Annotated in this window: 18 protein-coding genes; 12 read left to right on the top strand and 6 right to left on the bottom strand. The window is 56.2% G+C overall.

From position 1 onward, the window contains the following. Positions 1 to 80: 80 nt before the first annotated feature. Both OSH04_RS01305 and OSH04_RS01300 read right to left on the bottom strand, forming a co-directional pair. Positions 81 to 842, bottom strand: a complete 762-nt coding sequence (locus OSH04_RS01305) for an ABC transporter permease (RefSeq protein WP_009462119.1) — start codon at positions 840 to 842, stop codon at positions 81 to 83. Then, the gene (locus tag OSH04_RS01300) at positions 839 to 1,783 is read right to left on the bottom strand and encodes an ABC transporter ATP-binding protein (RefSeq protein WP_009462116.1); all 945 of its coding nucleotides are present in this window, start codon (positions 1,781 to 1,783) and stop codon (positions 839 to 841) included. Before OSH04_RS01300 ends, OSH04_RS01305 begins: the two co-directional genes overlap by 4 nt. Before the next feature lie 61 nt (positions 1,784 to 1,844). Here OSH04_RS01300 and tadA point away from each other — a divergent pair, with 61 nt between their 5' ends. The 6 genes from tadA (at position 1,845) to OSH04_RS01270 (ending at position 6,689) form a co-directional block, all read left to right on the top strand. Continuing rightward, the gene (tadA, locus tag OSH04_RS01295; protein ID WP_051359103.1) at positions 1,845 to 2,393 is read left to right on the top strand and encodes a tRNA adenosine(34) deaminase TadA; all 549 of its coding nucleotides are present in this window, start codon (positions 1,845 to 1,847) and stop codon (positions 2,391 to 2,393) included. A 39-nt stretch (positions 2,394 to 2,432) separates the two neighbouring features. Continuing rightward, positions 2,433 to 3,395 (top strand): LD-carboxypeptidase, encoded by a 963-nt coding sequence (locus tag OSH04_RS01290; protein WP_266107798.1) that lies wholly within the window; start codon positions 2,433 to 2,435, stop codon positions 3,393 to 3,395. Positions 3,396 to 3,458: 63 nt separating this feature from the next. Beyond that, positions 3,459 to 5,057, top strand: coding sequence for an ABC-F family ATPase (locus tag OSH04_RS01285; RefSeq protein WP_203145785.1), 1,599 nt, complete (start codon positions 3,459 to 3,461; stop codon positions 5,055 to 5,057). 8 nt (positions 5,058 to 5,065) lie between these two features. Beyond that, positions 5,066 to 5,662 carry an IMPACT family protein gene (locus tag OSH04_RS01280; protein ID WP_266107797.1) on the top strand — a complete coding sequence of 199 codons (597 nt, stop codon included), beginning with the start codon at positions 5,066 to 5,068 and terminating at the stop codon, positions 5,660 to 5,662. Positions 5,663 to 5,870: 208 nt separating this feature from the next. Continuing rightward, complete coding sequence (locus OSH04_RS01275) at positions 5,871 to 6,401, top strand: peroxiredoxin family protein (protein ID WP_266107796.1); 531 nt, start codon at positions 5,871 to 5,873, stop codon at positions 6,399 to 6,401. A 24-nt stretch (positions 6,402 to 6,425) separates the two neighbouring features. Beyond that, entirely contained in the window at positions 6,426 to 6,689 is a 264-nt protein-coding gene (locus OSH04_RS01270; protein ID WP_009462104.1) for a DUF2024 family protein, read from the top strand. A gap of 63 nt (positions 6,690 to 6,752) precedes the next feature. Here the strand turns inward: OSH04_RS01270 and trxA are convergent, their stop codons facing one another. Continuing rightward, positions 6,753 to 7,133: a thioredoxin gene (trxA, locus tag OSH04_RS01265; protein ID WP_009462103.1), complete on the bottom strand. Its 381-nt coding sequence runs from the start codon at positions 7,131 to 7,133 to the stop codon at positions 6,753 to 6,755. A gap of 120 nt (positions 7,134 to 7,253) precedes the next feature. Then, positions 7,254 to 8,546, bottom strand: a complete 1,293-nt coding sequence (locus tag OSH04_RS01260; protein ID WP_021446536.1) for an NCS2 family permease — start codon at positions 8,544 to 8,546, stop codon at positions 7,254 to 7,256. A gap of 188 nt (positions 8,547 to 8,734) precedes the next feature. Here OSH04_RS01260 and tsaD point away from each other — a divergent pair, with 188 nt between their 5' ends. Then, positions 8,735 to 9,793, top strand: coding sequence for a tRNA (adenosine(37)-N6)-threonylcarbamoyltransferase complex transferase subunit TsaD (gene tsaD, locus OSH04_RS01255; protein WP_266107795.1), 1,059 nt, complete (start codon positions 8,735 to 8,737; stop codon positions 9,791 to 9,793). 3 nt (positions 9,794 to 9,796) lie between these two features. Here tsaD and plsY read toward each other — a convergent pair whose 3' ends face one another. Continuing rightward, positions 9,797 to 10,438: a glycerol-3-phosphate 1-O-acyltransferase PlsY gene (plsY, locus tag OSH04_RS01250; RefSeq protein WP_026483344.1), complete on the bottom strand. Its 642-nt coding sequence runs from the start codon at positions 10,436 to 10,438 to the stop codon at positions 9,797 to 9,799. Positions 10,439 to 10,553: 115 nt separating this feature from the next. Between plsY and surE the strand changes: the two genes are divergently transcribed. The 4 genes from surE to rlmD all read left to right on the top strand — a co-directional run bounded on the left by surE (position 10,554) and on the right by rlmD (position 14,571). Continuing rightward, complete coding sequence (gene surE / locus OSH04_RS01245; RefSeq protein ID WP_226349772.1) at positions 10,554 to 11,294, top strand: 5'/3'-nucleotidase SurE; 741 nt, start codon at positions 10,554 to 10,556, stop codon at positions 11,292 to 11,294. Next, a complete protein-coding gene (locus OSH04_RS01240) occupies positions 11,291 to 12,115 on the top strand; it encodes a protein-L-isoaspartate(D-aspartate) O-methyltransferase (protein ID WP_088450134.1) in 825 nt (274 codons plus the stop codon). Before surE ends, OSH04_RS01240 begins: the two co-directional genes overlap by 4 nt. A 23-nt stretch (positions 12,116 to 12,138) precedes the next feature. After that, positions 12,139 to 12,963, top strand: coding sequence for a peptidoglycan DD-metalloendopeptidase family protein (locus OSH04_RS01235; protein WP_009462088.1), 825 nt, complete (start codon positions 12,139 to 12,141; stop codon positions 12,961 to 12,963). 297 nt (positions 12,964 to 13,260) lie between these two features. Beyond that, on the top strand, positions 13,261 to 14,571 hold the full coding sequence (gene rlmD / locus OSH04_RS01230) for a 23S rRNA (uracil(1939)-C(5))-methyltransferase RlmD (RefSeq protein ID WP_230940538.1): 1,311 nt from the start codon (positions 13,261 to 13,263) through the stop codon (positions 14,569 to 14,571). Between the two features lie 320 nt (positions 14,572 to 14,891). Here rlmD and OSH04_RS01225 read toward each other — a convergent pair whose 3' ends face one another. Then, the gene (locus OSH04_RS01225; protein ID WP_247966762.1) at positions 14,892 to 15,560 is read right to left on the bottom strand and encodes a TetR/AcrR family transcriptional regulator; all 669 of its coding nucleotides are present in this window, start codon (positions 15,558 to 15,560) and stop codon (positions 14,892 to 14,894) included. A 218-nt stretch (positions 15,561 to 15,778) separates the two neighbouring features. On the opposite strand from OSH04_RS01225, the gene OSH04_RS01220 reads away from it, so the two are divergent. Next, the gene (locus tag OSH04_RS01220) at positions 15,779 to 17,191 is read left to right on the top strand and encodes an NAD(P)/FAD-dependent oxidoreductase (protein ID WP_247966763.1); all 1,413 of its coding nucleotides are present in this window, start codon (positions 15,779 to 15,781) and stop codon (positions 17,189 to 17,191) included. Positions 17,192 to 17,292: the final 101 nt, after the last annotated feature.

Genomic DNA, 17,292 nt, shown 5'->3' with positions numbered 1-17,292 from the left:
GAGACGTTCAGTATCTAGCGACTGCGTATCCTGTTCGAGTTGCCAAAAAAAGGCCGGGAAATATTCCCGGCCTTTTTTATTTACGGGCGCAATCGATAACCCGTTTTGAAAATCCAGCCCGCCACGGCAAGAAACACACTTAAAAACAGCAGTGTCATGCCCAGGCTCAGCCACACATTCACATCGGCCAGATCAAAGAAACTCCAGCGAAAGCCGCTGATCAGGTACAGCACCGGGTTCAGCAAGGTCAGTTTCTGCCAGAACTCGGGCAGCATGTCGATGGAATAGAAGGTGCCGCCCAAAAAGGTCAGTGGCGTCAGAATCAGCATGGGCACGAATTGCAGCTTTTCAAAGTTGTCGGCCCAGATACCGATAATGAAACCCAATAGACTGAAGGTCAGGGCGGTTAAGGCCAGAAAGCACAGCATCCAGATAGGGTGGGCAATCTCGTAAGGCACAAATAAGCGCGCCGTGATCAGGATGATGGCCGCCAGAAACAGTGACTTGGTGGCTGCTGCGCCAACAAAGGCCAAGGTCACCTCGAAGTGTGAAATGGGGGCAGAAAGAATCTCGTAGATATTGCGCGTAAAGCGCGGAAAGTAAATTCCGAAGGCGGCGTTGGAGACGCTATGGGTCAACACCGACAACATGGTCAGCCCAGGCACGATAAACGCGCCATAGGGCACGCCGCCGATTTCATTGATGCGATGGCCAATGGCAGCGCCAAACACCACAAAATACAAGGCGGTGGAAATCACGGGGGCTACGATGCTTTGCAGCAGGGTGCGTCGGGTGCGTGACATTTCGTAGCGATAAATGGCCAGGATGGCGTACCAGTTCATGACTGTGCCCCTACAAACTCAACGTAAATATCTTCCAGACTGCGCTCGCGGGTATGGATGTCGGTAATGGTCAGCCCCGCTTGCCCAACTGCCGCCAGCAAATTGCTCAGGTCATGACCTTGTTCGCGGTTGGTCAAGGGGTAAAGCAGGCTCATGCCGTCGGCAGTGCTTTGCAGTCCCAGCGTTTCCAGCGCAGCGGGCAGGGCGCTGATCGGCTCGGCCAGATTCAGGCTCAGGGTTTTACCGCCCAGGCGGCGCATCAGATTGTCTTTGGTTTCCACCAGCTGCAGTGAACCTTTATTGATGAAGCCGATGCGGTCGGCCATCTCCTGGGCTTCTTCGATGTAGTGGGTGGTCAGAATAATGGTGACCCCCTGGCTGCGCAGCCGTTTCACCAAGGCCCACATGCCTTGGCGCAAGGCCACGTCCACACCGGCGGTAGGTTCATCCAGAAACAGGATTTCCGGTTCATGGGAAAGCGCCTTGGCGATCAGGACGCGGCGTTTCATGCCGCCCGAGAGCGTGATCAAGGGGCTGTCTTTCTTGTCCCATAGCGACAAGTCCTTCAGAATCTGCTCGATCAGGGCCGGATTGGGTGCTTTGCCAAACAGGCCACGGCTGAAGCTGACGGTATTCCAGACTGTCTCGAAGGAATCGGCGCTTAGCTCTTGCGGCACCAGGCCAATTTTCTGGCGGGCGCGCTTGTAGTCGGCGACATTGTCTGCGCCATCTACTAGAACGGTGCCGCTGCTGCGATTGACCAGCCCGCAGATAATACTGATCAAGGTGGTTTTGCCTGCGCCGTTGGAGCCGAGCAGGGCAAAAATCTCGCCCCGCCAAATATCCAGGTCCAAAGCGTGCAGGGCTTGATGCCCGTTTGCGTATTGTTTGCTCAGGCCTCGAACACGCAAAATAGCGTGAGAATCAGGAGTGTTCTGCATAGACAGTAAAATGACCCTTTTGCTGTGCCGACAGGGTTTGAATAACGCAATGGATTTGACGATGCCAACTAGCTTACCACCGCCAACAGAGAGTGACGTTTTGAGTGATGCTCAGGCTATGGCTTTAGCCTTGGAGCAGGCTCAACTGGCGGCCAGCATCGGCGAGGTGCCCGTAGGTGCCGTACTATTGGATGCGGACGGCAGGCTGCTGTCTGTGGGCTCCAATCGCACGGTTTGTGATCACGATCCCACCCAGCATGCCGAGATCGTGGCCTTGCGCGCCGCGACGCGTAAAGTTGGCAATTACCGTTTGCCCGGAGCCAGTCTGTTTGTGACTCTTGAGCCTTGCATGATGTGCTTGGGGGCCTTGTTGCATGCGCGTCTGTCGCGGGTGGTGTGGGCCGCAGCCGATCCGAAGACCGGAGTGTGTGGCAGTGTGGAGTCCTTGCATTTGCATCCGACTCTGAATCACCACACCCGTGTCTCGGGTGGTTTGATGTCCGAAGAGGCGGCCCAGGCCTTGCGGGATTTTTTCCGCGAACGACGCGAACAAAAGAAGTTGCAAAAGCAGGCTCAAACAGTCCAATCGCCGCTGGATGGCGCCCAGTAGTCTCGCTAAAATGTCAGCACTTTATTTTCAAGGTTAATCATGAGCAGCCCCGAGCACGACCATCATCACCATCACCACGAACATGGCCAGTGCCATTGTGGGCAGCAGGACAGTTCGGGCATTTACCTGTTTTCGCCCTCTGGCCAGATCCTTGAACCCAAGCGCCTGGAGCTGGCAAGCCAGCGCCTGAACCAACTGGGCTTTGCCGTGGACATAGACGTGGATGCCCTGGCGGTGGATGAACGCTTTGCCGGCACGGACGCTCAGCGTCTGGCTGCGGTACAGCGTTCCTTGCAACAGCCTCAGCCCATTGTGATGGCGACACGCGGTGGCTACGGTTTAAGCCGCATTCTGGGCCAGATCGACTGGCGCGCGGTAGCCGACAGTGGCAAGCGTTTTGTCGGCATGTCGGATTTCACGGCCTTCAATCTGGCCTTGCTGGCGCAAACTGGTGCCATCAGCTACACCGGCCCCACCGCCATTGCGGACTTTGGTGGCGATGAAACCGATGAATTGACGACCGAACTGTTTGGCGAATTGATGCGTGGCGAGCTGGAGCTGTTCAGCTTTGAGTCCGAGGGTTCGGATGCCGTCGATGGTCACGGTGTTCTGTGGGGCGGCAATCTGGCCCTGGTTTGCTCCTTGCTGGGCACGCCGTACTTCCCCAATATCAACGGCGGTATCTTGTTCCTGGAAGACGTGGGTGAAGCACCGTACCGAGTCGAGCGCATGTTGACGCAGCTCTGGCATGCCGGCGTGCTCAATCGTCAGATGGCGGTGGTATTGGGCCGTTTTACGGCTTACAAGACAGGCGCTTCGGATAATGGCTTTGATATGGATTCGGTGGTGCGCTGGTTGCGTGAAACCGTCAAAGTCCCGGTCGTAACGGGCCTGCCTTATGGCCATGTGGACGTCAAGGTCAGCCTGCCTATTGGCAAGGAAGTGGGCCTGGCTACCGAGGACGGCATGGCTTATCTGGTTCTGGATGAGCACGAACACTAACGGATTTCGCGCCTGCTTGATACACTACTGGGTTGAACTCAACCTTTTTCAAAGTACGTTTACGTGATCTCCACCGCTAATTTAACGATCCAGTTTGGTGCCAAGCCTTTATTTGAAAACGTCAGTGTCAAACTGGGCGGAGGCAACCGTTATGGCCTGATTGGTGCCAACGGGTCGGGCAAGTCTACCTTCATGAAAATCATTGGCGGCGACCTGGAGCCAAGCGGGGGTAATGTATCGCTGGATCCGGGCGTGCGCCTGGGCAAGCTGCGTCAGGACCAGTTTGCCTACGAAGACAAACGTGTGCTGGACGTGGTGCTGATGGGCCACACAGAAATGTGGAGCACCATGCAAGAGCGTGATGCCATCTACGACAATCCAGAGGCCACCGAAGAAGACTATATGAAGGCCGCCGAACTGGAGGCCCGTTTTGCCGAGTACGACGGTTATACCGCCGAGAGCCGTGCCGGTGAATTGCTGATGGGTCTGGAAATTCCGGTCGAACAGCATCAGTTGCCCATGAGCGAAATTGCTCCGGGCTGGAAACTGCGTGTGCTGCTGGCACAGGCCCTGTTCTCCAACCCGGATGTTCTGCTGCTGGACGAGCCGACCAACAACCTGGATATCAACACGATTCGCTGGCTGGAAGATGTGCTCAACAGCTACCAGAGCACCATGATCATCATCAGTCACGATCGTCACTTCCTGAATCAGGTCTGCACTCACATGGCTGACCTGGATTACGGCGAGCTGCGTGTCTACCCCGGCAACTACGACGATTACATGCTGGCGTCGGTGCAGTCGCGCGAACGTGTGCTGGCGGCCAACTCCAAGGCCAAAGAGCGTATTGGCGAGCTGCAGGACTTTGTGCGCCGTTTTGCCGCCAACAAGTCCAAGTCCCGCCAGGCTACCTCGCGACTGAAACAGATTGGTCGCTTGAAGGCAGAGACCATCGAAGTGAAGCCTTCTTCGCGTCAGAACCCGTTTATTCGTTTTGAGCAGAAAAAAGTTCTGCATCGCCTGGCCGTGACGGTCGAGGGCTTGAGCAAGTCCTACGATCATCCCATCATCAAGAACTTCTCGGCCATGATTGAAGCGGGCGAGAAAATTGCGATTGTGGGTGCGAACGGTGTGGGTAAGACGACTTTGCTGCGTTTGCTGGCCGGTGATCTGACTCCCGACAGCGGCTCGGTGGTCTGGTCCGAGAACGCTGATATCGGCTATATGGCTCAGGACGTCTCGGACGAGTTCGATACCGAAGACAATGTGTTTGACTGGATCAGCCAGTTCCGTCAGGCCGGCGACGACGATCAGTCTTTGCGCTCGGTGCTGGGCCGCATGTTGTTCTCGGCCGATGACATCATCAAGCCCGTGAAAGTGCTGTCGGGTGGCGAGAAAAACCGCATGACTTTCTCGCGTCTGATGCTGGGTCGTCACAACGTCATGCTCCTGGACGAACCGACCAACCACCTGGATATGGAATCGATCGAGTCCTTGCAGATGGCCATGGAAAAGTTTGAAGGCACTCTGATCTTCGTGTCCCATGACCGCGAGTTCGTCTCCGGCGTGGCAACCCGCATTATCGAAGTGATGCCAGAAGGCCGTCTGGTGGATTACCGCGGTGGCTACGAAGACTATCTGGCCAGCCGCGAGCAGGACTGAGGCTAGGGGTGGCGGTCTTTACCCTGCGTGAGCCCACCAGCTTCGAGCAGGACATCAAAAAAAGCCGCTTTCTGGCACTGGCTGCGCCTGTAGACAGTGCCAGCCAGGCTTTGGCTTTTTTCCAGGCCAAGGGTGTGCCCGATGCCACGCATAATTGCTGGGCCTACAAAATCGGGTCGGAATACCGCTTTAACGATGATGGCGAACCCGGCGGCACGGCCGGGCGTCCCATTTTGCAAGCCATAGAAGGCCAGGATTGCGACCGTGTTGCGGTACTGGTGATACGTTGGTTTGGGGGCGTCAAGCTGGGTACGGGTGGCCTGGTGCGCGCCTATGGCGGCGTGGCCGCTCAATGTTTGCGTCTTGCTGACAAACAGGAACTGATTCCCATGGCGGCTTTGCGCTGCCGTTGCTCCTTTGCCGATCTGGCTTTGGTTCAATCCCGTTTCGACAGCTTTGGCGTTCAGGTTCAGGACGAGCAATTCGATGCTGAAGGCGTGCGGTGGCTGTTGAATCTGCCGCTCGAGCATAAAGCAGATTTTCAACAGTCCTTTATCAATATGACGCGTGGCCAGGGGGAATGTGAACTCCTGGAGCAAGCCTAAGTCACCGTCGGTTCTGCCCAAGGTCTGCAATGGACCTCTGGTCGCCATCTTCCTTGATGGAGTTTTCTGGACGAAAAGGTATCTTTTCCAGACGATTATCCCTCTGCACCGTCCAGGCAGTGGCCATACTAAATACTTCTGATTCCTTCTAAGTCTGTATCCAGCCTGCGGGTATGATCGGGTTTAGTCAGCATTGTGGGTGTAAGCCATGTCCTACGAGATCCATGCCAGCCAGTGGCTCAATACGACCGCTCCATTAAGCTTGGCGTCCTTGCGTGGCCGCGTGGTGGTGGTCACGGCCTTTCAGATGCTTTGCCCTGGTTGTGTCATCAACAGCCTGCCGCAAGCCAAGAAACTGGATACGCTGTTCTCGCGCGATGATCTGCGCATCATAGGCCTGCATAGCGTGTTCGAGCATCACGACGTGATGGGCCCTGCGGCTTTGCAGGCGTTTGCCCACGAGTACCGCTTGAATTTCCCCATTGCCATTGATCAGGCCTCAGACAGCGGCCCCTTGCCGCGCACCATGAAGGATTGGGGCCTGGGCGGGACACCATCTACCATTATTTTTGACCGTGATGGCAATCTGGCCTTGAAGGAATTGGGCCATCTGGACGATCTGCGTCTGGGTGCGTTTGTCGGCCAGCTGATTGCTCGCCGCCCGGCGCAAGCAGACAAGAAAGAGGGAGTGGCGGACAAGCAGGATTCTTCCTCTTGCGGGCCGACCTGTACCTACTAGGTTTTTTGCTGAAAAGGGTTTGTCATGAAGATTGCGGTGTTTGATACCTACGTTGTGCGTCCTGACGGGCGTCGTATGCACTTTGATATCTTGGTCAGTGACGATGCCAAGGATATGGACAAGGTCTTGAGTTATGGTCAGCGTTATCTGGCGGCCAAAGGGGTGAATGTTGAAAACTTCACCTCGCGCGAGTGCCGCTTCTGCCATACGGAAATGGCTTCTGCGCCGGTCGAAAATGAAATCAAACGCAGTGGCTTCGCGATTATCGAGCTGGAAAACTGCGACTAAATCGCATTCATGCAAAAAAAACGCCAGACAAATCGTCTGGCGTTTTTTCTGGGGCCGGGCAAATCAGGCCTGGTCAGGCTGCTGGTTTTGCTGGGCAGCAATTTCAGCATGGACTTTTTCCATGTCCACAGCCTGGACCTGTTCGATCAGATCGTCCAGCTGGGCAGCGGAGAGGGCACCGGCTTGCGAGAACAGCAAGACGTTCTCACGGAAGACCATCAGGGTAGGAATGGAGCGAATACGCAGGCCAGCGGCCAGTTCCTGCTCTTCTTCCGTGTTCACCTTGCCAAAGGTCACGCCGGGGTGCTTGGCCGCTGCTGCGTCAAAGACAGGGGCGAATTGGCGACATGGACCGCACCAAGGAGCCCAGAAGTCGATGATCAGGGGTTTGCCGTCTTCTACTGCAGCCTGGAATGTTTCTTCGTTCAGTTCGACGATGCTCATGGGGGAGCCTCCGCAATAAAAAAGCGGCTGATGGTGTTCAGCCGCTTCGTTAAACATGCAATCAGTGTACTCGTTTTCCAGGCAGCCCTAAAGCGCCAAACGAGTTTGCTAAAGGGTTTTTCATTCCGTAGCGATTGCGTACTTGATCACAAACAAGATGGCGACAATCAGTGTGGCCAGGTGGATACTGCGCCAGCGGCCGGTTGTCAGCTTCAGGATCACGTAGCTGATAAAACCAAAGGCCAGACCGTTGGCAATCGAGTAGGTGAAGGGCATGGTGAAGGCAGCCAGGGCAGCAGGCACGGCCTCGGTCATGTCGTCCCATTTCACTTCAGTGATTTCGCGCATCATCAAGCACGCCACATACAGCAAGGCGGGGGCGGTGGCGTAACCGGGAACGGTCGCGGCCAGTGGCGAGAAAAACAGGGCTAGCAGGAACAGGACACCAATGGTCAGCGCTGTCAGACCGGTACGGCCACCGGCTTGCACACCCGAGGCGCTTTCCACGTAGGCGGTGGTGCTGCTGGTACCCAGCATGGAACCGGCCACAATGGCGGTGCTGTCAGCCAGCAGGGCGCGGCCCAGGCGATTGGGCTTGCCTTCTTCAATCAGGCGGGCACGCTTGGCAACCCCGATCATGGTGCCGGTGGCATCAAACACTTCAACCAGCACCAGCACCAGAATCACGTGCACAAAGCCGGTGTGCAGGGCACCCATGATGTCCAGCTGCATGAAGGTGGGCATCAGCGAGGGTGGGGTGGAGACGACACCACCAAATTCGCTGTGACCGGTCAGCATGGACAGAATGGTCACGGCCAGAATGCCGATCAGGATTGCACCGCGCACCTTCAGCGCGTCCAGGGCGGCAATAATAAAGAAGCCCAGAATTGCGTACAGGGCTGCGGGCTGGGTCAGGTCACCCAGACCAATCTTGGTGGCAGGGTGGGCCACCACAATACCCGAGTTCATCAGGGCGATCAGGCCCAGGAACATGCCGATACCGGCGGCAATGGCGCTTTGCAGGGATTTGGGAATGCCCCGAATCAGCCAGGACCGGATGCCAGTCACCGTTAGAATCAGGAAGATCACGCCGGAAATAAAGACCGCGCCCAGTGCCTGTTGCCAGGTATAGCCCAGGGTGGCGACCACGGTGAAGGCAAAAAAGGCGTTCAGGCCCATGCCCGGTGCCATGCCGATAGGCCAGTTGGCCACAAAGGCCATGATGAACGTGCCCAGAGCAGCAGCCAGGCAGGTGGCTACAAAAATGGCATTGCGATCCATCCCTGTGGACGACAGGATGTCTGGATTCACAAAAATAATGTAGGACATGGTCAGGAAGGTAGTGATACCTGCCAGGACCTCGGTACGGACGTTGGTGCCATGCTCAGTGAGTTTGAAGAGACGTTCAAACATGGGCAGCCTCCTTGTGATTATTAGGCGATCGGAGCGTGAAATTATCGATGCGGGATTTTAACCACGAGTGTGCCACTGCGTCGCCCCCCTTTGTCGCGATGTATCGGCACAACCCAGACACTATCCGCTGATTGTCTTGAGGGGATAAATTCCTATTTTCCCCAATACAGCAGGCTAAAATAAGCGCCATGAATATTCTTGGATTTGAAAGTTCCTGCGATGAAACTGGCGTGGCGCTGGTCAGCACGGAACAGGGCCTGCTGGCCCATGCCTTGCACAGCCAGATCGCCATGCACCGTGAATATGGTGGGGTGGTGCCTGAACTGGCCTCTCGCGATCATATCCGTCGCGTCCTGCCTTTGACACGGCAGGTGTTGGCTTCTTGCCATATGCAGCTCGATCAGGTCGATGCCATTGCCTATACCGCCGGCCCCGGTCTGGCCGGTGCCTTGCTGGTGGGAGCCAGTGTGGCGCAGTCGATTGCCTGGTCGCTGAAAAAACCGACGATTGCTATCCATCACCTGGAAGGTCATTTGCTCTCGCCCTTATTGGCCGAGCCGCGTCCCGACTTTCCCTTTGTGGCCTTGCTGGTCTCGGGTGGCCACACTCAGCTGATGCGTGTAGATGGTGTGGGTCAGTATGAATTGCTGGGTGAAACGCTGGACGATGCAGCAGGCGAAGCCTTTGATAAAAGCGCCAAGCTGATGGGCCTGGGTTATCCCGGCGGCCCGGCCTTGTCGCGTCTGGCCGAACAGGGCGACCCCAGCGTGTACGAATTGCCGCGTCCCATGATGCACAGCAAGGATCTGGATTTCAGCTTCAGCGGTCTGAAAACCGCCGTGCTGACGCGTTTGCGCAAGCTGGAAGTGCAAGAGGGCGGCATTACGGAACAGCAACGCGCTGATCTGGCCGCCGCGACCGAGGCTGCCATTGTGGATGTGCTGGCTGCCAAAGCCGTCAAAGCCTTGAAGCAAACCGGCTTGAAACGTCTGGTAGTGGCCGGTGGTGTGGGTGCCAACCGTCACTTACGGGCTTATTTACAAAAAGCCGTCGCGCGTTTGAAGGGCGAGGTGTTTTTTCCGCCGCTGGAATTCTGTACCGATAATGGTGCCATGATTGCATTTGCGGCGGCCATGCGCGTCAAGCACGGTCTGGTGACTTTGGATGACAGCCAGCACGGCTTTGCCATTCGGCCCCGCTGGGATCTGGCCTGTGTGAATCAGGCTGTCTCCCAGCAAGAGCGCTAGCACTCATTTTTTCTTGGAACCGATCTTGCTTTCTTTGCCCGTCATCAGACGACGAATGTTTTCCTGGTGACGCCAGAGCAAGAAGGCACTGATCAGGACCAGGGCCGTGGCAATAGAGGCATTCATGGGCCAGACCACCTTGGCACCGAGCAGGTAAAACAAGGGGGCAAACACGGCACTGATGATGGCTGCCAGCGAGGAGTAACGGCTGACATAAGCGATAATCAGCCAGGTGGCCGCGGTAGCCAGAGCCAGCCAGGGCAGCAGGGCCAGGATGACACCCAGCGCGGTTGCCACGCCTTTACCGCCTTTAAAGCCCAGAAAGACCGGGTACAAGTGACCCAAAAAGGCAAAAAAGGCGCTGACACCCAGTAAAGTCGGTGCCCAGCCCCAGTTGCTGATGGCCTGTTGGGTCAGAAAGACAGCCAGCCAGCCTTTGAAGGCATCGCCCAACAAGGTCAGGACAGCTGCTTTTTTATTGCCGCTACGTAGTACATTAGTGGCTCCCGGATTTTTCGAACCAAAGGTGCGAGGGTCTTGCAAGCCCATGATCTTGCTGACGATTACGGCAAACGGCAAGGATCCCAGTAAATAGGACAAGAGGGCGACAAGCGGGGCGGCCACAGCAAAAGAAACGGCGTTCATGAGGATTGAGCTCCACAATTATTGTTGCGCGGATTCTACCGGCCTTGCAGCAAAATACCAAAGGCAGCGGGTACAATTTGCTGCCCCTGTTAGATTTTTAACGGAAAAGTAAAGCATGCGTATTCTGGTCTCCAACGATGATGGCTATACAGCAGCCGGTATCGAGGCTTTGTATGAAGCCTTGCAAGGACTGGGTGAGCTGACTGTCATTGCACCCGAGACCAATTGCAGCGGTGCCAGCAATTCCCTGACCTTGAATCGTCCCCTGTCGCTGCGCCAGGCCAGCAATGGTTTTTATTTTGTTAATGGTACACCGTCCGATTGTGTGCACGTGGCCCTGACAGGCTTGCTGGATTTCCGTCCCGATCTGATTGTGTCCGGCATTAATAACGGCGCCAATATGGGCGACGACACCTTGTATTCGGGCACGGTGGCGGCCGCGATGGAAGGTCATTTGTTTGGTATTCCCGCAATTGCGTTTTCCCTGATTGAACGCGGCTGGAAGAACCTGGACAGCGCAGCGCGCGTGGCACGAGATCTGGTACAGCGCTGTCAGAAGAAGCCGTTGGCGGCCAATACCTTGCTGAACGTGAATATTCCGTGTTTGCCTTACGAAGCCTTGAAGGGCACGCAAGTCACCCGCCTGGGCAAGCGTCATCCTTCGGAGCCGGTCGTAAAAAGCCAGACGCCTTATGGCGAACCCGTGTACTGGATTGGCCGTGTCGGTGGTGTGTCCGATAGCGAGAAGGGCACAGATTTCGGTGCCGTGGAACAAGGTGCAGTATCCATTACGCCCTTGCGCGCGGACCTGACTCACCACGAGCAACTGGCCGGATTGCGGGACTGGATGCAATGACAAGTAAACCAGGCAAGCGCTATCCTTTTGCAGACGGCACTCGGAACCGGTTCGGCAAGTCCAGCCTGGGCAGTGGCCTGTCTGCCAGCAATAGCAATACCCGTATTGTGCAACGGGGCCAGTTACAACCGACACCCTCGGCCATTTTGTCACCGCAAGTGTCAACAAGTGTCAACCTGGGTTTGAACTCGGAACGCTCGCGTGGCATGATGATCGAGCGCTTGCGCCGACAGGGAATTACCGACGAACGAGTGCTGGCGGCCATGCAGGCAGTACCGCGCCATCAGTTTGTTGATCAGGGTTTGGCCAGTCGGGCCTATGAAGATGATGCCTTGCCTATCGGCTTTGCGCAGACCATCTCCCAGCCTTGGGTTGTAGCCCATATGATCAGCCTGGTGTGTGACCAGAAAATACCGACCAAGGTGCTGGAAGTGGGGGCCGGATGTGGTTATCAGGCCGCTGTTTTGGCACAATTGGTCAAAGAAGTGTATGCGGTAGAACGTATCAAAGGCTTGTGCGATATGGCTCGCGATCACATGCGCCAATTAGGGCTGTCGCAACGGGCTCGAATAATGTTTGGTGACGGAATGCAAGGTTACCCTGCCGCGGCACCATATGATGCTATTGTTGTGGCGGCAGCCGGTCCGGTCATTCCCAGAAGCTTATTGGAACAATTAACATTGGGGGGGAGACTGATCGCCCCTGAAGGTACGACACAACAGCGCCTGGTTTTGGTGGAACGCACCGGACAGGCTACTTGGCGTCGTGAAGAACTTGATGCGGTTCGCTTCGTGCCGATGCGAGCCGGAACCCAGATTTAGTCAGATATTCTCAGGAGATTTATATGCAGCATGCAGTCAGGTTACCGTTAACCGCTGCTTCCACCGGTACACAGTGGTTCTTGACGCCCCGTCAGTGCCTGGTGGCGGCTGTGGTCACCAGTACCCTGCTGGCTGGTTGTGCAAGCCGTAATGAGCGCGCTCCAGTCACTGACCTGAGTTCCTCTTCGGCGGCAGGCAGCGTCAGCAGTGCCTCGGGTACCTATGTGGTACGCCCCGGCGATACGCTCTACAAGATTGCACAAGCGCACGGCATGGACGTGAATTCGCTGATCCAGTTGAACCAGATTACGGATCCTTCCATGTTGCGCGTGGGTCAAACCTTGCGTCTGGACGGCAATACCTCGATGGCGGCAGTGACGACTCGCCCAGCCGGTAGCGGTAGCACACAGACCTCGCCAGTCAGCCCGGCCACCCCGGTCAAGACTGAAACGCCCGTGTCTGCGCCTCGCGCCAGCGACGCGGCTCTGATCGCCTGGGGCTGGCCTGCCAGTGGCAAGATCATCCAGGGTTTCAATGCCTCGACCAAGGGTATTGATATCGAAGGTAAGGTGGGCGACCCCGTGGTTGCCGCAGCGGATGGCAAGATCATGTACGCCGGTAACGGTGTGCGCGGTTTAGGCTCCATGGTGCTGGTCGGTCACAGCAATGGCTTTATCACTGCTTACGCACATAACAGTGTCTTGCACGTTAAAACGGGTCAGCAGGTGAAGAAGGGGCAGCGTATTGCCGATCTGGGCCAGTCTGACACCACCTCGCCACGACTGCACTTTGAGATTCGTCGCTCCGGTACGCCGGTCAACCCGATCTCATACCTGCCTACGCGATAAGCTCGGTATCTGGACTGAAAAAAGCGGCTTCTGGCCGCTTTTTTTGTGCGCTCTGTTCGAGGGTGCTTAACGGAATGACTTTTTGAGTGCAGATTGCTCTTCCAACTTGAGGGCTATGCCTGTCGGACGGGCGGGGCATTCAGAATTTAGTAGCGTTGCGGAACCGCTAGTGCCGCGTTCTGCTTGTTTTTACCCGTTGTGCCGAATGCTCATTGTAAAATCAGCGATTCGCCATCGTTTGCAGCAATGCAACTGCGCCATTCTGCTTGGCAGGACGCTTATTTAGGTTTTTATCGAATGTCTGACGTATTGTTAATTGAATCGCTGGATCTGGAAGGACGCGGCGTCGCCCACAAAGAGGGCAAAGTGGTGTTTGTGGAAGGCGCCTTGCCCGGCGAGGAAGTACTGGCCGAGACGGTGCGCTCCAAGGACTCCTACGATAAAGCCCGCATGACGGCCTTGTTGAAAGCCTCGTCGCAGCGTGCCGAGCCTCCCTGTCCCAACTTCGGTGTCTGTGGCGGCTGTGCCATGCAGCACCTGGAGCCTTCGGCCCAGGTTGCCGTCAAGCAACGTGTGCTGGAAGATTCCCTGGGTCATATTGGCAAGGTAAAGCCAGGTCGCGTGCTGGCACCCTTGCACGGCCCTTATTGGGGGTACCGTTACCGCGCCCGTTTCTCCATGCGCTACGTGCCTAAAAAGGGTGGGGTGCTGGTCGGCTTTCGTGAAAAGAATGGTCGCTACGTGGTGGACATGACGGAATGTCGTGTCCTGCCCGCCAAAGTTTCTGCCTTGCTGGAGCCCTTGCGTTCCTGTTTGGCTGGTTTGTCCCGCCCGGATCGTTTGCCTCAGATCGAGCTGGCCATGGGCGACAAGATTACCACCTTGACCCTGCGTCACATGGAGCCGCTGACCAGCGAGGATATCCAGCGTTTGCAGAGCTTCGGTCAGGAGCACGACATCAGCTGGTGGCTGCAGCCCAAGGGTCCGGAAACGGCCCATCCTTTGCTGCGCGAAGATGCGGACAAGCTGGCCTACGCACTGCCCGAATTTGATTTGCGTATGCCGTATCGCCCGACGGACTTTACGCAGGTGAACCACGACATTAACCGCAGCCTGATCTCGCGTGCTTTGACCCTGCTGGACGTCAAGCCCGAGCATCGGGTGGCCGACTTGTTCTGTGGTCTGGGTAACTTCAGCCTGCCGCTGGCACGCCGTGCCGCCGAGGTGGTTGGCATTGAAGGCAGCAGCACCTTGACCGAACGTGCCGGTGAAGCAGCCTTGGCCCACAACTTGCAGGACAAGGCAACATTCACAACGCTGAATCTGTTTGAGGTGGACGTGCAATGGCTGCGTGACCTGGGTCATTTTGATCGCATGTTGATTGACCCGCCGCGTGATGGTGCTTTTGCGGTCGCCACTGCTTTGGCGCAGCTGGAAAAGCACGAACGCCCCGAGCGTCTGGTTTATGTGTCCTGTAGCCCAGGTACTCTGGCTCGTGACGCCGGTGTATTGGTTCACCAGGGTGGTTACACGCTGGAATCGGCCGGTGTGGTGAATATGTTCCCGCATACGGCACATGTGGAGTCGATTGCAGTCTTTACGCGCTAAGTACACCTAAGCAGGCTTGAACTAAAACGCCCTGCAAATTGGACAGAGTTCCAGTTTGCGGGGCATTTGTTTTTTCTTGGGGGCTTTGTCAGCTCGTTCGCCCAAGGTGCTGTTGCCGTCAATCCCGACCAGTTGGGTGGTATCGCGTTTTGAAGGCTGGCGGAAAGATCAGTCGCGTTCAGGTGCTTTTCTCGAGATGTGGGCATGAGCCAGCCCGTGTCCTTGCCAAGGTGGCCGGCAGCTATATATTTTTTATCACCACGTTTGAAGGCTAGGCTGGCTGATCGGTTTTGTGTGTTTGATTCGGTCCGTTGCTGGTTTTACTGCTTGGTGGCAGGTGTCGCCGCTTTACCAGCATGGGCAATCAAGCCATCGTGTATCAGCTCCATCATCATCTTGAATACCTGCTCGGATTGCAGATGCACAAAGCGCGGCAGAATCTGGCGCAGCATAGGCACATCCTCGGCGGGCCATTGTTCCAGTTCGTTTAGCTCTTCCTCAGTGACCGGGCGGATAAGTCCACCCAACTCGCCCTGAATCAATCCATATAAAGCGGCATACCAGCCCACACAGGCGGCGGGGATTTCGGCATCGCTCAAACCGCCATCGCGCAAGGCCCTGTATACCTGCTCAAGAACCAGATAGTCGGCCTTGCCGGTATTCAGAAAACGCTGCATTTGCTGAAAAGTCTGTGGGTGGCCCAAGGCCAGCTCACGGTACTGTCGGGCCAATTCATACAAACGCTCTGTCCACGACAGACCCGCATCCACAGCCTGAATGCGGCCTGTCAAATAATCTGCCATCGCACGCAGCAAGCCGTCCTTGGACTTGAAGTGATAGAGCACGGCCATTGGATCGCAACCGACTCGTTCCCCCAGTTTGCGTAAAGAAAAGCCGCTGTCGCCGGCTTCCTCCATCAAGGTGACGGCGGCGATGACCAGCTCGTCCTTATTCAGTTTGCGTGTGCGCGTGGCGGGTGCTTGGGCCAATAGAGTTCCTTTGATAGGGAAAGGGCAGATTTGCCAAGTTTAACTCTACAGAGTAGAATAAATTAATTCTACAGCGTAGAAGAAGATCGTTCCACCCTGTTTTTACAACGAGGTGTTGATAACGAGACAGAACGGAACGCCGCGTTGACGGGGCGTCACCGGAGCATTCCGCTCTGTGATCCAGGCGGCCAAAAGGCCGTAACAGACACAGGACATTTATGCTTATTTCCAAACCGACTCTTTTAAATGATGTTTCCAATGCAGAGAGCCTGCTGGTCAGTAATCCCCGATTGTGGAACTGGCGACAAGGCCATCTGAACGAAGCTGTCGCGCCCGCGACGTATTACGAAGCATCGCTAGCCCCCTGGACCCGCTTTGATCCTCTGCAAGCCGACACGCAATGTGATGTGCTGGTAGTGGGTGGTGGCTTGCTGGGGGCCTCTACCGCCTTGCACCTGGCCCGCTCCGGCCTGGACGTGGTGCTGGTAGAAAAAGACAGTATTGGCTCTGCCGCTTCAGGTCGAAACGGTGGTCAGCTGACTCCCGGTCTGGCCCGTTGGGAAGCCGCAGACATGATTGCCCATCTGCCTTTGGATGAGGCCCGTCGCTTGTGGCGCTTTGCCTCGCATGAAGCCATGGATCTGCTCGATCAGATTGCTCAGGATTACGAGCTGGATTTTGATCGTCGTCGTGGTCATTTAACGGCTGCCATTCACGCAGGCCATATGGGCGCATTGGTAGAGGGGGCGGATGCCCGACGCTATCTGGGCGATACCAGCGTGGAAGTTGTGGGTAGCTACGAACTGGAGCAGGAAATCCGCTCGCCCTTGTATCATGGTGCCGTGGTGGATACCTTGGGTGGTCAACTGCATCCCCTGGCGCTACTGCGCGGACTGGTTTACGGCCTGGTTCAACATGGCGGTCGAGTTTATGAAGGCAGTCCGGTCGAGGAAATCGAGCAGACGGAAAAGGGCGCTTTGGCTATCACCCCCGGTGGCACGATTCTGGCCCGTCAGGCCTTGGTGCTGGCCGTGCATGATACGACTTCGCAGTTCTTGCCGACGCAATCCAATACCACTGTCCCGTTCTATACCTATGTGGGTGTGACTGAACCTTTGGAGTGTCCAGTCAGCGAGTTGCTGCCAACAGACCGTGCGGTGTATGACACACAATTCCAGATCGACTATTACCGCGCCGTGCGTCAAAACCGCCTGTTGTTTGGCGGGCAGGGCACCGGCACCAGTTGGTCCCCCGAACGTATCAATGACTACCTGCTGGATCGTATTCAGACCGTTTTCCCGCAGCTGGAACAGGTACAGCTGGACTTTTCCTGGAGCGGGATCAGTGACTTTACTCTGAACGGGGCAACTGACTCGCGCAAGACCGAGGATGCGGTACCTGTGTACATGGTGCATGGCTGGAGTGGTCACGGCGTGGCGCAAACCGTGCGTATTGGTAAAGCCATTAGTGACGACGTCATGGGTCGCAACGAGGACTTTGCCATGCTGACGGATATTACCCATCGCAGCATTCCCCTGGGCCATCAGTTGTCCGGCCTGGCGATCCCAGTGGTCAAGGCCGCCATTGGCATGATGAGTGCGGTGAATCCCGGTCGTCTGGTGTCTTTCTAAATACGTTTTCAAGCCCTTGCTTAGCAGCGCTGACTAGGGCAAGCCCTTACTTGTTTTCGATCCTGATTGTTTTACATTGTGATTTCCTATTTGTATTGGCT

It is taken from the genome of Alcaligenes nematophilus (genome assembly GCF_026344155.1).
GTDB lineage: Bacteria > Pseudomonadota > Gammaproteobacteria > Burkholderiales > Burkholderiaceae_B > Alcaligenes > Alcaligenes phenolicus.
Note: the sequence above shows the minus strand (reverse complement) of the source record. Positions and strands in the feature narration are given on the sequence as shown.

Excerpts from the sequence above, each read along its gene's own strand:
- surE (WP_226349772.1), top strand. The coding sequence starts at position 10,554 with ATGCGTATTCTGGTCTCCAACGATGATGGCTATACAGCAGCCGGTATC.
- OSH04_RS01270 (WP_009462104.1), top strand. The coding sequence starts at position 6,426 with ATGAAGATTGCGGTGTTTGATACCTACGTTGTGCGTCCTGACGGGCGT.
- OSH04_RS01300 (WP_009462116.1), bottom strand. The coding sequence starts at position 1,783 with ATGCAGAACACTCCTGATTCTCACGCTATTTTGCGTGTTCGAGGCCTG.
- OSH04_RS01275 (WP_266107796.1), top strand. The coding sequence starts at position 5,871 with ATGTCCTACGAGATCCATGCCAGCCAGTGGCTCAATACGACCGCTCCA.
- OSH04_RS01305 (WP_009462119.1), bottom strand. The coding sequence starts at position 842 with ATGAACTGGTACGCCATCCTGGCCATTTATCGCTACGAAATGTCACGC.
- plsY (WP_026483344.1), bottom strand. The coding sequence starts at position 10,438 with ATGAACGCCGTTTCTTTTGCTGTGGCCGCCCCGCTTGTCGCCCTCTTG.
- tadA (WP_051359103.1), top strand. The coding sequence starts at position 1,845 with ATGCCAACTAGCTTACCACCGCCAACAGAGAGTGACGTTTTGAGTGAT.
- OSH04_RS01220 (WP_247966763.1), top strand. The coding sequence starts at position 15,779 with ATGCTTATTTCCAAACCGACTCTTTTAAATGATGTTTCCAATGCAGAG.
- rlmD (WP_230940538.1), top strand. The coding sequence starts at position 13,261 with ATGTCTGACGTATTGTTAATTGAATCGCTGGATCTGGAAGGACGCGGC.
- OSH04_RS01290 (WP_266107798.1), top strand. The coding sequence starts at position 2,433 with ATGAGCAGCCCCGAGCACGACCATCATCACCATCACCACGAACATGGC.
- trxA (WP_009462103.1), bottom strand. The coding sequence starts at position 7,133 with ATGAGCATCGTCGAACTGAACGAAGAAACATTCCAGGCTGCAGTAGAA.
- tsaD (WP_266107795.1), top strand. The coding sequence starts at position 8,735 with ATGAATATTCTTGGATTTGAAAGTTCCTGCGATGAAACTGGCGTGGCG.
- OSH04_RS01260 (WP_021446536.1), bottom strand. The coding sequence starts at position 8,546 with ATGTTTGAACGTCTCTTCAAACTCACTGAGCATGGCACCAACGTCCGT.
- OSH04_RS01235 (WP_009462088.1), top strand. The coding sequence starts at position 12,139 with ATGCAGCATGCAGTCAGGTTACCGTTAACCGCTGCTTCCACCGGTACA.
- OSH04_RS01240 (WP_088450134.1), top strand. The coding sequence starts at position 11,291 with ATGACAAGTAAACCAGGCAAGCGCTATCCTTTTGCAGACGGCACTCGG.